This is a genomic window from Mesorhizobium sp. M6A.T.Ce.TU.016.01.1.1 (assembly GCF_003997065.1).
Classification (GTDB): domain Bacteria; phylum Pseudomonadota; class Alphaproteobacteria; order Rhizobiales; family Rhizobiaceae; genus Mesorhizobium; species Mesorhizobium mediterraneum.
On the sequence record NZ_RZTJ01000012.1, the window covers coordinates 102,299 to 116,545 of the forward strand.

At 63.7% G+C, this 14,247-nt stretch carries 13 protein-coding genes; 7 read left to right on the forward strand and 6 right to left on the reverse strand.

Annotated elements, in window-relative coordinates:
• The first annotated feature begins 55 nt into the window (after nucleotides 1-55).
• The 5 genes from EOC94_RS21375 to EOC94_RS21395 are packed head-to-tail and all read left to right on the forward strand — an operon-like array spanning nucleotide 56 to nucleotide 5,242.
• Nucleotides 56-1,285 (forward strand): 6-phospho-beta-glucosidase, encoded by a 1,230-nt coding sequence (locus EOC94_RS21375; protein ID WP_127293267.1) that lies wholly within the window; start codon nucleotides 56-58, stop codon nucleotides 1,283-1,285.
• Entirely contained in the window at nucleotides 1,282-2,358 is a 1,077-nt protein-coding gene (locus EOC94_RS21380; RefSeq protein ID WP_127293270.1) for an ROK family protein, read from the forward strand. Before EOC94_RS21375 ends, EOC94_RS21380 begins: the two co-directional genes overlap by 4 nt.
• Entirely contained in the window at nucleotides 2,300-3,409 is a 1,110-nt protein-coding gene (locus EOC94_RS21385) for an alcohol dehydrogenase catalytic domain-containing protein (protein ID WP_245329793.1), read from the forward strand. The genes EOC94_RS21380 and EOC94_RS21385 overlap by 59 nt, the downstream gene beginning before the upstream one ends.
• Nucleotides 3,410-3,421: 12 nt before the next feature.
• A complete protein-coding gene (locus EOC94_RS21390) occupies nucleotides 3,422-4,318 on the forward strand; it encodes a TIM barrel protein (RefSeq protein WP_095484141.1) in 897 nt (298 codons plus the stop codon).
• A gap of 15 nt (nucleotides 4,319-4,333) precedes the next feature.
• Entirely contained in the window at nucleotides 4,334-5,242 is a 909-nt protein-coding gene (locus tag EOC94_RS21395) for a hypothetical protein (protein WP_245465617.1), read from the forward strand.
• A 29-nt stretch (nucleotides 5,243-5,271) separates the two neighbouring features.
• Here EOC94_RS21395 and EOC94_RS21400 read toward each other — a convergent pair whose 3' ends face one another.
• From EOC94_RS21400 to EOC94_RS21420, 5 genes are read right to left on the reverse strand one after another with little or no spacing between them, the layout of a single operon-like run.
• A complete protein-coding gene (locus EOC94_RS21400) occupies nucleotides 5,272-6,270 on the reverse strand; it encodes an NAD(P)-dependent oxidoreductase (RefSeq protein WP_127293274.1) in 999 nt (332 codons plus the stop codon).
• Nucleotides 6,267-7,145 carry an NAD-dependent epimerase/dehydratase family protein gene (locus EOC94_RS21405; protein ID WP_127293276.1) on the reverse strand — a complete coding sequence of 293 codons (879 nt, stop codon included), beginning with the start codon at nucleotides 7,143-7,145 and terminating at the stop codon, nucleotides 6,267-6,269. Before EOC94_RS21405 ends, EOC94_RS21400 begins: the two co-directional genes overlap by 4 nt.
• The gene (locus tag EOC94_RS21410; RefSeq protein WP_127293278.1) at nucleotides 7,142-8,059 is read right to left on the reverse strand and encodes a sugar phosphate nucleotidyltransferase; all 918 of its coding nucleotides are present in this window, start codon (nucleotides 8,057-8,059) and stop codon (nucleotides 7,142-7,144) included. The genes EOC94_RS21405 and EOC94_RS21410 overlap by 4 nt, the downstream gene beginning before the upstream one ends.
• Nucleotides 8,056-9,249 carry a glycosyltransferase gene (locus tag EOC94_RS21415; RefSeq protein ID WP_126105189.1) on the reverse strand — a complete coding sequence of 398 codons (1,194 nt, stop codon included), beginning with the start codon at nucleotides 9,247-9,249 and terminating at the stop codon, nucleotides 8,056-8,058. The genes EOC94_RS21410 and EOC94_RS21415 overlap by 4 nt, the downstream gene beginning before the upstream one ends.
• On the reverse strand, nucleotides 9,249-10,112 hold the full coding sequence (locus EOC94_RS21420; RefSeq protein WP_245457944.1) for a class I SAM-dependent methyltransferase: 864 nt from the start codon (nucleotides 10,110-10,112) through the stop codon (nucleotides 9,249-9,251). Before EOC94_RS21420 ends, EOC94_RS21415 begins: the two co-directional genes overlap by 1 nt.
• A 417-nt stretch (nucleotides 10,113-10,529) precedes the next feature.
• Here EOC94_RS21420 and EOC94_RS21425 point away from each other — a divergent pair, with 417 nt between their 5' ends.
• The gene (locus tag EOC94_RS21425; RefSeq protein ID WP_126105187.1) at nucleotides 10,530-11,489 is read left to right on the forward strand and encodes a DMT family transporter; all 960 of its coding nucleotides are present in this window, start codon (nucleotides 10,530-10,532) and stop codon (nucleotides 11,487-11,489) included.
• A gap of 113 nt (nucleotides 11,490-11,602) precedes the next feature.
• Here the strand turns inward: EOC94_RS21425 and EOC94_RS21430 are convergent, their stop codons facing one another.
• Nucleotides 11,603-12,832, reverse strand: a complete 1,230-nt coding sequence (locus EOC94_RS21430) for an ROK family transcriptional regulator (RefSeq protein ID WP_185928294.1) — start codon at nucleotides 12,830-12,832, stop codon at nucleotides 11,603-11,605.
• 109 nt (nucleotides 12,833-12,941) lie between these two features.
• Here EOC94_RS21430 and EOC94_RS21435 point away from each other — a divergent pair, with 109 nt between their 5' ends.
• A complete protein-coding gene (locus EOC94_RS21435) occupies nucleotides 12,942-14,207 on the forward strand; it encodes an ABC transporter substrate-binding protein (protein WP_127293280.1) in 1,266 nt (421 codons plus the stop codon).
• Nucleotides 14,208-14,247: the final 40 nt, after the last annotated feature.

Genomic DNA, 14,247 nt, shown 5'->3' on the forward strand with positions numbered 1-14,247 from the left:
CCGACGGGGAGATCGCCTACGTTACCGCGATCGTCGGCTCGTCCCGGACGTACTGATGACGCGGGTCTGCGTCCTTGGCGGGAGCTCGCCCTTCACGGTAGCGCTCGTCGATGCGATTGAGGGAAGCAAGGCGTTAAGCCACCGGCTGGGCGAGTGGGTATTAGTCCTCCAAGGGCGCAACGTGCAAAACGTTGATGCGGTTGCACATTATGCCCGGCACCGGCTGGGAGCATTCGGAACGTCGGTCATATCCACGACGGACCTCGATGCGGCCCTGGCCGATGCGGAGATCGTCGTTGTCCAGACGCGCTTCGGCGGGCTTGAGGCGAGGGCCGATGACGAACTCTTCGCAAGCGAGCTGGGATGCATAGCTGACGAAACGTTGGGACCCTGCGGCCTGCTCTCTGCCTTCCGTCAAATACGGCCGGTAGACGATCTCGCGATCCGCATGAAGGCAATATGTCCCGGTGCCTTCGTCGTGAACATGATCAACCCGCTGAGCCTGACGACGGCCATGATGCTCCGCCGCGGCTTGGCTGCGGTCGGCATCTGCGAGCTTCCCCTTGCCACGCTCCAGGCTTTCGCGCGGGCGCTGCGCATCGATCCGACCGAACTTTGCTGGAGTTACGAGGGCCTCAATCACAGAGGCTTTATCCCCATCGCCAGGACCCGTGACGGGGAGGATCTCCTGCAGCGCGTCCTCCGGTTGGCCCCAGATAGCGCAACGCAGAAGTACCGGGACGATATTCTTCGCCTTGGCGCAATATCCACGAAATACTTCGCTCTTTTCGACGGCGGGGCTTCGCACAACAAGGGTCGGGCGGTCGCGCTGATATCTCTGCGAGATGCGATTGCCAAGGATCTTATCGCAGATCCTACACAGTGCCCGGCGCAAATAGCAAAGCGTGATATGCCTTGGTATGCGCAAGCTGTCGTGCCGCTCGTCGCCGCACGCGTCGGAGCGCAGGGCTACGATGCCACCATAAACGTCGCAGTGGATGGACCTCTCGTTCACGAGCGACGAGTCCGCGTCCTCGGTGATCGCATCGATATTCTTGAATCCGAACCAGCCAACGGTCCATTCCGCGACTGGCTCGCGGCGTTCGAACATCACGAACGATTGTGCCTGGCAGCGCTCGCCGATCCTACGCCGTATACGATCGGCGCAGCGCTTGAGGCCGATCGGATCACGCCTTCCGACAAAGTTCAGACTGCAGCTGCGCGAATTTTCCGGACCTGGCGCGATGCTGCCGGCAATCCGCCAACCGTGCGAGGCCCGCAATGATCAATAAGGACATTGCTGTCTTTGATATCGGCGGCACGCATTTTCGTTCGGCGCTGTGGACAAATGGAAGGCTGGGTCCAGTAAAGCGACGACCTGCGATCAACTACCTTAACACGGCCCACCACAGCCCCGTCGAACTCCAGGAAGCGTTGGCCGACTATCTGGTGGCCGAGACTGAGCGTCTGCAACTGGAGAGCGGAACCGCGATAGATCATGCCGGCATCTCACTTGGAGCACCCTTGAATGCTCGCAGCGGTCGTGTGCTGCAATCTGGCCCACTCTGGGGCCCGAGATCAGGACCCTTCGAGCTCCAGGCGGCGTTGACACGCCGTCGGCTGGACACCCGCTGGACGATCGCGAATGACGTGACCGCTGGACTGGCATCCTACATACAGACCTGCGATCCGGGGAGCCATTCGCGTATCTTGTTCGTCACGGTGAGCACCGGGATCGGGGCGAGGCTCTACGATTTCGCGCGAGGCGGCGTGCCGGTCGATCCCGTACACGGGATACAGGGCGAAATTGGCCATATCAAAGTAGAGGCTTTCTTCCGCGGCACGCGTCTTAAGTTTACCTGCGATTGCGGTGGATGCGACCATCTGAACGCCTATTCGTCCGGACGCGGCGTGTTGAAACTGCTGCGCGAGTTGTCAGCCCGTTCCCCGGACGCGCTGGCAGCCTCGACGATGGCCGCAGCACGCGACGGTGACGATGATGCCATACTCGCGGCGTTCTCGCGTGGGGTGGCGGCCGCTGATGCCCTCGCCTTAGACGTCCTCGCTACGATCACGCGACCGCTGGCAACTATTTTCTCGGCGCTCCTGACGCACGATCCGCTACTCGATTCAATTGTTCTCACCGGGGGTGTCGTGGATGCACTCGAACCGGCCTATTCGGCCAGCCTTGATCGGCAATTCCGCGACCATGGATTGTTCCAGATCACTGAATGCGATTCGTCCTATTTCGCCCGCCGGCTCCGTGTCGTCGCGCCGGGGGACCTGTCTGGACTTATCGGTGCTGGCCATCTCGCCGAAATGGCGGATGAGGGGCGAAGCATCCATGTTTTCCGGTGATCGGATCAGCTTGACCGGATCGAAGTCGCACCTCGCTCTTGTGCGGCCGTCGGGCATGGGTGCCCCAAGACTGGAGCAGGTCCGGACACCCGTGGCGCTACCGGGCGATTTTGTCTGCCGGACCCTCATTGCCGGCGTCTGCGGGACCGACCTCCAGATTCTACGCGGCGTGCGCGACGATCCAGCCCGGATCCTTGGCCATGAGGGCGTAGCGGTTGTCGAGGAAGTGGCCGCGAAAGCGGATCAACGCTGGCTAGGTGCGACGATTGCGGTGAATCCAACGCCTGACTGGGGCACCGCTGAACTTGGCCATACTCTCGACGGGATGATGCAGCAGCGCTTCCTCGTGCCTGCTCGGTTGCGGTCCTTGGTCGTTTCGTCGCCCGCGGAACTGGCTGCCGATCTCGCTATTCTCGCTGAGCCGCTCGCATCCGTCCTAACTTGCGGAGGCATTCTCAAGCGGGTCGCGGAGCCGATCCGTGTATTGGTGGTGGGACGAGGTACGATCGGCCAACTGCTTCGTATTGCGCTCAAAACTGCCTGCGCGTCGGTTCGGGACGTAGTCGTCATAGGGACGAAAGAGACGGCCGGTGTTGAGAACGGAGCATTCGACACTGTGATCCTATGTTCCTCGCGCCAGGATGTAGCGGCCGCCCTCAGTATCGGGCTAGACTCCTTGTGCGACGGCGGCATCCTCCATCTCTTCGGAGGTCTCCCCTCTGAGGGTCGGGACCCGCGTCTGCCCGGGGTCAATCTCAGCGAGATCCGCGCGCGAAATACCGGCGGACGTGTCGGTTGGCCGCTTGCCGAGCAATGCCAGACAACTATCGGCCACAAGCGGGTGGCGATCACGGGGCACCGCGGTTCTTCCAACGCGATGCTGACACGGGCAATGCTCGAACTCAGCGCCCGCCCCAATACCTATCGGCCGCTTCTTACGATCGTGACAAACCCGGAGGAAGCTATCCATACATTACGCGACGCTGTCGGCTATCCGCCGGTTAGATCCTGGACCAAGCTTGGGATCGACTTTCGGAGGTGGCGAACTTGAGGGGAACGTCCGTTGACGAGTAACGCGCCTTTGACTGTCTCACAGAGTAGCTATCGACCACAGATCGGGGTTGCGCTGTGGAAGGTGGGCGATCGGGGCCTGACCGGCTTTGAAACCGCCGCCGCTGCGCATCTCGATCACGTTCACGTCGACTTGGGTGGCCCGAACCGCGGTCCCGATCTCACAGATATCGGAATACTGGCGGCGTTCGACACAACGTCACGCCGTTTCGCGCTTCCGATCACCGCCCTTGCAGTCAATCGGCTCAACGATCTCGGCCTGACCGCGCCAAAGGGCAGCCAGGAAGCATTGGAAGTCCGGCGAAGTATCTTGCATGCAATTAGAGTGGCGGACCGTCTGCGGGTGCCCAGGATCATCATTCCGGGTTTTCGCCAGAGCCTCGTTCGGACGTCGCGGGACATGGCTAGAACGGCTGAAGTGCTGCGTTTCGCGCTTGGTCCCGCCCAAGCCGCAGGGATTACTTTGGCATACGAAAGCGGGCTTGACTCCGAAAGAACCCTCCAGATTCTTCAAGCTGTTGGCCAGCCGGGCATCTGCGTACAGTTCGACACGGGAAATCCCGCTATCTACGGGCATTCTGCGGCCTCCAATTGGGCGCGACTTGCTGACGTCGCCTCGCCGGACGTCCACCTTAAGGATGCTTTGTCGGTCGAGGGGGATGTGCCGCTGGGCGACGGTGTAGCCGAACTAGAGCTTACGTTCATTGCATTCGCACACCAGCCGACGCCTACATCCTTCACACTCGAGGGCGACTACAGCGACGATCCTGGACCTCGCATCAGTCGCGACCTCGCTCGCCTGAAGACACTCATCAGAAGGTCGATGTTGTCGAACTGCCTGGACTGCCCAGATGAGCGACGGCACGTCTCTGCTTCAATGTATCGATAGATGGGTGGCTGTATAATGAAACCTGCCATTGCGAACGCCTACAGGCTGATTTTTTTCGGCGGCTCGATGATTGCTCGCATGGGCATCCTGTGCGTCTCAGCCCTGCTCATTCTATTGATTTATGGCCAAGCCAAACTGTCAGCAGAGGAGAATGGCATAACCCTGCATTACACCTCTGGCGGTTCGGCTGCTGCAATCGCGGCCGCGGGCTTCAACCTCGCTGACGTGCAATATGTCGAGCAACTCAATGCGCTTCCTCCCGGGATGAAGGGGCTGATCTGGCTTGACGAGAGCAGCGGCGTCACGCCGCGTTTCATCGCCAAGGTCAAGCCGTTCATCGGCAACCCGAAGCTGTTCGGCTTTCGCCTCTGTGACGAGCCTGACATCACCGGCAAGTACCACTCCCCGGCAGTCAGCCCGGCAGCCCTCAAAGCCGAGGCTGACTGGATCAAGGCCAATGTGCCCGGGGCCGTGACGTTCGTCACGCTGATGGACATGGGGTCTTTTGAAGCCCCCCACTTCATGAACACCTTCAATCCCGCCAACACCGGGATCGATCTCTTCGGCCTCGATCCGTATCCGGTACGCGGCAAGATTTTCGATTTGGACTTCATCGACAGGACGGTCGAGGCAGCCGTTGCCGCGGGCATCCCGCTCAACAAGATCGTGCCTGTGTTCCAAGCCTTTGGCGGCGGCAACTGGAGGACCTATACCGGCGGGGTCAGAGACGTTTATAAACTGCCGACACCGGACCAGGCCAACCAGATATTCGCGCGCTGGGCAACCTACGCTCCCAATCCCGTGTTTGACTTTGCCTACGCGTGGGGATCGCAGAACGGGGACACCAAGCTGGGCAGCGCCAGTCCAGAGGCACTAAGCCTTCGCGCGGCGTTCAAGGCACACAACACGGCGCATTCGCGGTAGGCCCGATATCCGTGGACCCGTGTCCACGGTCACGTTTGAGTCTCCAGTTCGAGATAATAATGCATCACGTCGCCGAGGCTCTGCGGAAGATCGACACGGGGCTGCCAGCCGAGCGCGCGCAACCGGCTGACATCGACCACCTGCCGCCCGATATCCACCGCCCGTCCCGGCAACTGCGCCAGCGCCGGATCGGCAATCCCAGCCGCGGCGACGAGCAGATCGTAGACTGTGGCGATCTGCGTCTCGCGCCCTGAGGCGACGTTATAGAAAATATCGCCGGCCCCGGCAAAACCGATCGCGACCAGCGCACTCGCCACGTCGCGCACGTCGATGAAATCGCGCCAGGCGGTCAGCGGACCGAGGGCGATGCCATTGCGGCGCCCCACCCTTAGCTCTGTGAGTTGGCTGGCGATGCGGCCGGCGACATGGCGCTCCTCCTGGCCCGGACCGACGACGTTGAAGATGCGCGCCACACGGCCGTCGATCCTTCCCGCGCGCGTTGCGATCCGCACGATGTCCTCGCTGGTGCGCTTGGTCGCGGCGTATAGGTCAATCGGCTCTGTCGCGCCGGTTTCGACCAGCGGCAAACCCCCACCGCCGAGTTCGCCATAGATCGAGCCCGAGGATCCCAGCACCAGCACCGCGCCCCGCCCGGCCAGCGCATCGCAGAGATGGCGCGTGACGACGATGTTGTTGGTCACCAGCCGATCGAATGGTTCGTCGCGCAACGATCCGGCAAGATGGAAGACGATATCAGGCGCGGTTTCCGCGATCAGCCGCGCCGCTGCCGCCGCGTGCGACAGGTCGGTAGCGACATAGGCATAATTCGGCCCGTCGGGCACCAGAGCATTTGGCAGCGGCGCAGCGTGCTCGGCACCGCCGGGATGGATGTGGTGCGTGAAGCGTGTCGCATTGCCCGGCGAACGGCCGGCGCCGATTACCCGGCAATCGCCGCGATCGCACAAAGCGCGCACCAGATAGCGGCCGATGAACCCTTGTGCGCCGGTGACCAGTATCGTCCGCGTCACGTCATATCACCCAGGCAATCGCGCACGCCGTCGGCCAGCGCGATCTCCGCCCGCCAGCCTAGCGTCTCGCGCGCCAGCGAGACGTCGGCGACGAGATGCTCGATGTCGAGGGCGCGCGATCGGTCGCCCTGTTCCTCAACGATAAGCGCGTCCGTTCCGCCGCCGATCCTCGCGAAGGCGGCGGCGAGCGCGGCGACGTCGGTCCCGATGCCGGAGGCTATGTTGAGCGTCAGGAGGCCAGGCTCGTCGCGCGCGGCGGCCATCAGCAATCCCCGCGCCAGATCGTCGACATGCAGGTAATCGCGCGTCGTATCGGCCGAGAAGACGCGCATCGGCTGTCGCAGGCGCGCCTGTGCCGCCAGACGGCCGACCAGCCCGTTCGCCCGCATCCCCGGGCCGTAGACCGAGAAGGGCCGAACAATGATTGCCGACCCCAGCGTCCCTCGCCGCACCGCACCCGAGACGAGTTGCTCCGCCGCCGCCTTTGCCGCGCCATAAGGCGAGAGTGGCAGGAGCGGCGCGCTCTCCGATACGCACGCGGTGTCCGGGCGACCATAGACCTCGGCCGACGACACATGGACGAAGCGCCGCACGCCAATCCGCTCGGCGGCGGCGAGCAACGTCGCCGTGCCCAGCACATGTGCGCGGGCGAATGCCGCCGGCGCGTCGAACGAAGCCGCAACGGAACTAGGCCCGGCAAGATGAACGATGGTGTCGATCCCGGCGAACAATGCCTCTAGCGCCGGCTGGTCGCAAATGTCGATCGCTCCCGCTTCCCCGTCGATCGGGCCGACATGCGCCACGCATGCATCCTCGCCGATCCGGCGCAGCACCGCCCGGCCGATAAAGCCGTTCGCACCGGTGATGCCGATCACGCCTCGTACCCCCGTGCGGCGAGGCGACGGCGCACTGGCTCCGGCAGCTCGTCGCTACTGAGCGCACCTGCCGCGCCGACATGGACCCGCAGCACGCCGGCTTCCGTCATCGCGTCGCAGACATAGTCTTCGTTGCCGCCCGCGACCCGGATCTCGCGCGCGACCTCCCCCGGCCACCATGCTTCGAAGGCGGTATCGCCCAAGAGCAAGGCTTCGGCGGCAGCCAGCTTGGCGGCGTCATTGACGTCGATCCATGAAGCCTGGTGGCGATATAGCCGCACCACCGCACCAGCAGCTATCAACAGATTGGCGGCATCGACCAGGCCGAGCGGCGTGCGCTGCGGCAGGCTGCCCAATGCGGCAGCGGTCACCACCGCAAGCCCGCTGCCGACCAGGATCGGATAGACCGGCTTCTCGCGATAGGCGGTGAGCCGATCAGGATCACCCGCGTCCACCTCGAGCGCGCCGTAGGGCATGCGGAATGGCTCGTCATGCGCCGCCAGCGTCATCGCCGCGCCGGACGCACGATGCGCAGCGGCCAGCGCCGCCAGATCGAGCGTGGTGAGATTGTCGGCATACACCACCAGCACGTCGCCGGCGTCGCCCGACAGCATTGTCGCCGCGCCGAAATTGCCCTGCGGCACTTCCTCGATCAAGGGAGCTAACGCCACGCCGATGCCGGCGGCGCGTGCGGCGAAATCGGCGATCCTGTCCGCCTCACGCGCTGCATCGGCACGGGTCAGCGCAATGAAGATGCGCCGGCATCCGCCACGCGCCATCATCCAGATGTTGCGCTCGAGCAGGCTGACCCCGCCGACTTCGACCAGCGGCTTGCGCCCGACTACGCCGGAGCGCGCCATGCGCTCGCCCTGCCCGCCGGCCATGATCAGACCGGTCCATGCGCCACTGCTCATCGCGGCGTCTCGATGCCGGTGCCGCGCATCGCTGCCAGCGTCGCCTCCACCATGTGCTGCCGAGTGAAGCCGGACAGGAATCGGGCATAAGCTGCGGTCCGCAGCCGCTCGGCGAGGCCGGGTTCGCGGATCATCCGCTCCAGCGCATCGGCCAGCCGCGCCGGCGCGTGCGGCGGCACGACCAGTGCGTCGATTTCGGGCCGCAGGAAATCGCGCACCCCGACATTGTCGCACGCGACAATCGGGCACCCAGAGGAGGCGGATTCGAGCAAGGCGGTCTGCAATCCCTCGCGATACCACGATGGGATGCAGGCGATGTCCGCCCCGGCGTACAGCGCAGTGATGCTCGGCTGGTACCCGATGAATGCCACATCGGGATAGGAGCGTGCCCGCGCCAGTTCCGCTTCCGTCAGCGCGTCGGCGCGGCCGCTCATCGGGTTCGAGGTGAACACCATGCGATGCGCCACGCCGCGCTCGGACAGGAGGCCCGACGCGGCGGCCGCGTCCAGCACGCCCTTGTCGCGCAACAGTCGCCCGGGAACGAGTATCGTCGGCCGTGCGCCGACCGCGCGCGCTTGCTTGTAGGGGAAGTCCTCCGGCATGACGCCGCAGCCGCCGGTGACGATCACGCGGTCCGCTGCGACGCCGGTGCGCCTGATCAGTTCGGCCTTGTCCTCGTGATTGTGGACGATGACGATCGCGCGACGGCTAGCGAAGGCGAAGCGATAGACAATGCAGATCAGCCGGGTCGTCAGGCTGCCGCGCTGCGACTCCGAGAAGGACGCGCCGAGTCCAGTGACCAGATAGATCGCATGCCGGTTGCTGAGCCTGACCCACGGCCCGGCCAGCAGGATCGACAGTGCCGACCACAGGATGAACACACTGCCCGGACTGAACAGCGCCGCTCGCGCCGCCATCAAGCTGGCGCGCGCCAGCCGCAATAGGCTCGGCCGCCCGCGATTGCGCGAGAACGGCATCGTCCGCGTCGCGATGTCCGGCGCCAGCGCATCGCGTGCGGCATCGATCGCCGGCCTGGAATCCCAGCCGGCGGTGGCGAGCCCGTTGTCGTCCGGCGACCACACTTCCACGGCGTGGCCCGCCTCGGCCAACGCGGTGCTGACGTGGTTGAAATCGGAAATCCAGCGCGGCAACGCGGTGACGACGACGATGATGCGGCGTCCCTTGCGCATCACGCGCTGTCGGTCTTGTGCCGTGCGGCGACGAACGCGGTTTGCGGACCGCCCATCGGGAGCCACCGGCCTATCCCGTAGCGCAGGAACATGTGCAGCCGGTAGTAAGGCGCGGCCGCCCAGCCCTGCGCGAGAGGGGCGTGGCTGTCCGGTGCCGCTGCGACGCGCCGGCTGCCCAGCACCGTGCTGAGCGCGGTCGACAGCCCGACCGGATAGCGCCGCATCGCGATCATCTTGAGCCCGGCTGCGTCCAGCAACCGCTCGATCGCCGGCGCATCGAAGAACCACATATGCGTCGGCATGTTCGGCCGCCCGACAAGCCGCTGCCAGAAAGGCGACAGGTTGGAAAACAGCCCGACCTCGAAGCAGACCGTGCCGCCAGGCGCCACCTTCGCCGCGATCGCCCTTAGCGCCGCCACCGGATCGGGGAAGTGACTCAGCAGATCGACATGGAAGCTGGTGTCGTAGCGCCCTTCGGGTAGACGGCTGTCCTCGATCAGAGCGCGCTCCACCGTGATGCCCAGCGTGCGTTCCAGGCGCGTGGCGCGTTCGTCGGACGGCTCGACCGCCTCGACCGTGAAACCGGCCCGGATCGCCGCCGCGGTGAACTCGCCGTCACCGCAGCCGATCTCAAGCAGCCGTCCACGCTGCGTGAACGCCTTCACCCAGCCGACCCGCGCGCGCGCCGGCGCGGAATAATAGACGCTGTGGTGATGATCGATCGACGCGTCCACCGGATGGGCCGGCAACGGATCGATATAGATGACCCCGCACACGCACTGCCGGCCGCTATACTCCCCTTCGCGCAACGCCACCGGACCGGCATTGGTCCGGCAGATTGGACAGGCGCCCGATCGTTGCAAGTTGCTTCCCTCCATACTGCCATCATCATACAGGCAGCGTGACGCTTCTCTGACATCTATCTGGATGATGCCGTCGCCTATAAAAGGCGTCTCTATCGGCGGCGTTCAGACGAGCCCGATCCTGGCCAGGTGCTTCATCATGCGCAGCCGGAACATCAACGGCCGCAGCCTGTGAATTGAAAAGCCCGCGCCTCCGGGAGAGGTCGCGGGCAAAGGTCTGTTGGGATCAGAGGGACTGATCCAGCTGTAATGTGGGTACCTTCCATGATCAGCGCATCGGTCAAACGGATGAAAGCCCGCGCCCCTGTGTTCCACACGGAAAACAAAACCGTCGCACAAGGATTGGTGAAATAGGTGGCGCTGCTGCTCGGCAAGACGCAGCAATCTTGCTAAAGTCGGCGGTGGGAGGAGACGAACATGCAATCGCTGCCGATAGCCCATCCAGGCGTAGCGAAGGCGACAGCCGGCGCATCGCTTCCGCTGGCCTATTCCACCGCGACGCTCTGCTGGCTTCTGTCCGCCGGCGTCTACATCGCAGCCAAATGGGTTGCCCCCGAGATGCCGCCTTGGGCGCTCTGCTTCTGGCGGCTGGCGCTCGCCTGCGCGATCCTGCTGCCTATCGTCCATCGCCATCATGGGGCGATGCTCGCGCTGATCCAATCCCGGGCGATCGAGGTGCTGGCCATTGGCGCCATCGGGCTGACCCTCTGTCAGGGCATGATCTACACAGGCCTCAGTTACACCAACGCGACGACCGCCGGCATCATCATGGCCTTGTCGCCGATCATGACCATGGTGCTTGCCCGCTTCGTGCTCGGCGAGCCCCTCGGCGTCTGGAAGGCGCTTGGCGCGCTGCTCGCCGTGGTCGGGATGGTGGTGATCGTGGCGCGCGGCGACCTTGCCGCGCTGATGCGGCTTCAGTTCAATCCCGGCGAGTTGTGGATCGTCGGCAGCGCGTTTTGCTGGGGCCTCTACACCGTGCTGCTGCGTCGTTCCAAATTCGCTATCGAGCTTCTGCCGATGGTGGTCCTGCTGCTAGCAGCCGGCGCGCTGGCCGCACTGCCCCTCTATCTCTGGGAACTGTTCTCCGGGGAGCGTTCGGCGCTGCATGCGAACGGCCTTCTGGCACTCGCCTATGTCGCTGGCCCGGGAGGCGCTCTGATGTATTACCTCTACAACCGCAGCGTCGAGACGCTTGGCGCCGGGCGCGCCAGCATGCTGCTCTATCTGCAGACTGTCTTCGTCGCCGTGCTCGCTTACCTTTTCCTCGGGGAAAGCTTGCACGACTACGACCTCGCCGGCGCTGCCTTTATCGTCGCCGGCCTGCTGCTCGCCACCGCGATCAAGCCCAGGCAGCGCACAGTGCATGTCGCGTAGGGACTTGCTGACCACGTACTCGGTTACATCTGCACGATCAGGTCGATTTCCGTGCGATAATGCTTGATATGGCGCTCTCCCGCTACTCCAGATAAATTGAGAGCAAGGGCAGATCATTGCAGTCGGCTGTTGTGTCGTAGCACGAGGCCGACCGCGCCGAGCAATGCGTCGTTCTCTGTGTGCTTGCCAACAATTATCCGCGTCCGCAGGGCGGGGGCGATATCGCGGGACTTGATGAGCGTGTGGCGTTCATATGACGCGATCAGCGGTGCCAGGAGAATGTCGCCTGCCAAAGCCATGCGGCCACCGATGATGATGAGCGGCGGATTGATCACAGAGCCGATCAAGCCAAGACCACGGCCGGCGAACTCGGCGGTGTCCTCGATCATCCGCAACGCCCCGACGTCGCCCTGTTCTGCCATCATGATCACGTCGTCCATCGTGACCGGCCGCCGCACGATGCGCGAAATCTGCTCGAGCGGCCGGGCAAAACTGGCATAGAGCTCCAGGCATCCGCGATTGCCGCACCGGCAAAGATCGCCGCCGGGATCGATGCTGATGTGCCCGAATTCGCCGGCGCCGCCAGCGATGCCCGTCACTAGCCGGCCGTGCTGGACAATGGCCCCGCCGACGCCCAGATCGATCTTGAACAGGACGAAATCGTCTTGGCCGACGGCCGCGCCCCACATCAACTCCGCAATGGCCGAGCAGTTGCTCTCATTGTCGGCGAAAATCGGCTGTTCGAGGACCGGCCCGAACACATCGCGGATGTTGACCCCGGCCCAGGTCGGAACAATACTCGCACGCAGCACCACTCCTTCGCGGCTGACAGGGCCAGAGACGGAAACCCCAACCCCCAGGAGCCCCGCCATCGGCAGACCGTTCTCGTCGTAACATTGGGCAATTGCTGACTTGGCGAGCTGGGCCGCCTGTTGCGGCTGGTAGTCCAGCCCCATAGGAATAGTTTGTTCGACAATGACAGAATGCGACACGTCCGCGACGACGCATCGTATCTCGTCGAGGCCCAGGTGGATTCCGACGCAGGTGCCCGCAGCGGGATTGAGCGTCAATGTCGCGGCAGGCCTGCCGATACCCCTGATCCCGTCATGATGGGCCGAGGATTCGATCACCATTCCGGATTTTCTCAAGCCATTGAGCGCGGTTGAGACCGTCGACCGCGCCAAGCCGGTGATATGCGCGATTTGCGACGCGGAAAGCACGCCACGCTCACGCAGGCATCGCACGATCAGGCTCTCCGGTGATGCGGAGGGCTGGTCGATCAGCCAATTTCTAAGCGAAGGTTTGTTCATGGTGAGCACAAAGGACGTTGACTGATAGCCCAAATATGTCATCTTGGAAAGAACAGAGATACCTGCATCTCACCGGCGGCGGCTTCAAATCGCGGTCACAAGCGGTCGATACGAACCGTACAGCACATATGGGAGTGAAACGATGGAATATCTGAGGACGGTCCTTGCGGCCGCTACGGCGTACACTCTTGTTGCGGGAGCCGCATTCGCAGAGCCCAAGACCAATCTATTGCATCAATGGGCGACCGGATCGGACGCCCAGGCTATTGCAAAGCTCGGCGAGATGTTCACCGCGAAGGGTGGCACCTGGCAGCAGACTTCCATCGCAGGCCACACGGCCAACACGCTGGCGAAACTGCGCGCCGACGTGATCGCCGGCAACGCACCGCCCGCGGTGCAGCTCAAGGGGCCCGAGATCGCCGAATGGAACGAGACCGGCATGACAGCCAATCTCGACGAACTGGCAAAGGCGGAAAATTGGGAGAAAGTAGTCGCTCCCGAATTGCTGCCGGTGATGAAGCCAACCGGAAGCTGGGTAGCGGCGCCGATGAACATCCACCGCATCAATTGGCTGTGGGCATCGCCGAAGGTCATGAAGGACGCGGGCGTCGCCGAGGTGCCGAAGACATGGGTGGAATTCAACGCCGCCTGCGACAAGGTCGTGGCGTCAGGCAAAATCTGCATCTCGCACTCGACCGCCGACTGGACCGATTCGACGGTCTTCGAGGTCGTGGTCTACGGAATGGATCTCGATCTCTTCAAGAAGGCCTTCGTCGAGGGTGACGTCGAGGCAATGCGCAGCGACGGCATGGTCAAGGCTTTCGAGCAATTCCGCACCATGACGACGAAGTACATGGACCCCGGCATGAACGGGCGCGACTGGGATACCATGTCGCATCTGGTCGGCCGCGGCGAGGCCGCCTTCCACATCATGGGCGACTGGACGCTCGGCCTGCTCACAGCCGGCGGCTTTAAGGAGGGCACCGACTATGTCTGCGCCCAGGCGCCGACTGACTGGGGCAAGCCGGGCTTCATCCTGAATTCCGACTCGGTCGTGTTCTTCCAGCAGAAGGACCCGGACTACGCCGAGGGACAGAAACTGCTCGCCAGCACGATCCTGTCGCCCGAGTTCCAGACGATTTTCAATCAGACCAAGGGCTCAATCCCGGCCCGTCTCGACGTCGATCTTTCGAATGGCTTCAATCCCTGCCAGCAGCTCTCCCAGAAGGATCTGCAGGCGTCGATCGATGGCGGCACGCTTGTCCGTTCGATGGCGCATAACATGACGATCCCGCAGAAGGTGCGCGGCGCGATCATGGATACCGTCACCGAATTCGTAGCGACGCCGGACATGACCGCGCAGGACGCAGCTAGTGCCATGGCTGATGCGGCCGAAGCGCAGATGTGAAGAAGCTGCCGATGATGGCCTGGCGCGCGTCGCCCCGGCC

What these genes read in the sequence shown, in the direction of transcription:
- EOC94_RS21395 (WP_245465617.1), top strand. Translation starts at nt 4,334, where the DNA reads ATGAAACCTGCCATTGCGAACGCCTACAGGCTGATTTTTTTCGGCGGC.
- EOC94_RS21380 (WP_127293270.1), top strand. Translation starts at nt 1,282, where the DNA reads ATGATCAATAAGGACATTGCTGTCTTTGATATCGGCGGCACGCATTTT.
- EOC94_RS21415 (WP_126105189.1), bottom strand. Translation starts at nt 9,249, where the DNA reads ATGCGCAAGGGACGCCGCATCATCGTCGTCGTCACCGCGTTGCCGCGC.
- EOC94_RS21435 (WP_127293280.1), top strand. Translation starts at nt 12,942, where the DNA reads ATGGAATATCTGAGGACGGTCCTTGCGGCCGCTACGGCGTACACTCTT.
- EOC94_RS21425 (WP_126105187.1), top strand. Translation starts at nt 10,530, where the DNA reads ATGCAATCGCTGCCGATAGCCCATCCAGGCGTAGCGAAGGCGACAGCC.
- EOC94_RS21375 (WP_127293267.1), top strand. Translation starts at nt 56, where the DNA reads ATGACGCGGGTCTGCGTCCTTGGCGGGAGCTCGCCCTTCACGGTAGCG.
- EOC94_RS21410 (WP_127293278.1), bottom strand. Translation starts at nt 8,059, where the DNA reads ATGAGCAGTGGCGCATGGACCGGTCTGATCATGGCCGGCGGGCAGGGC.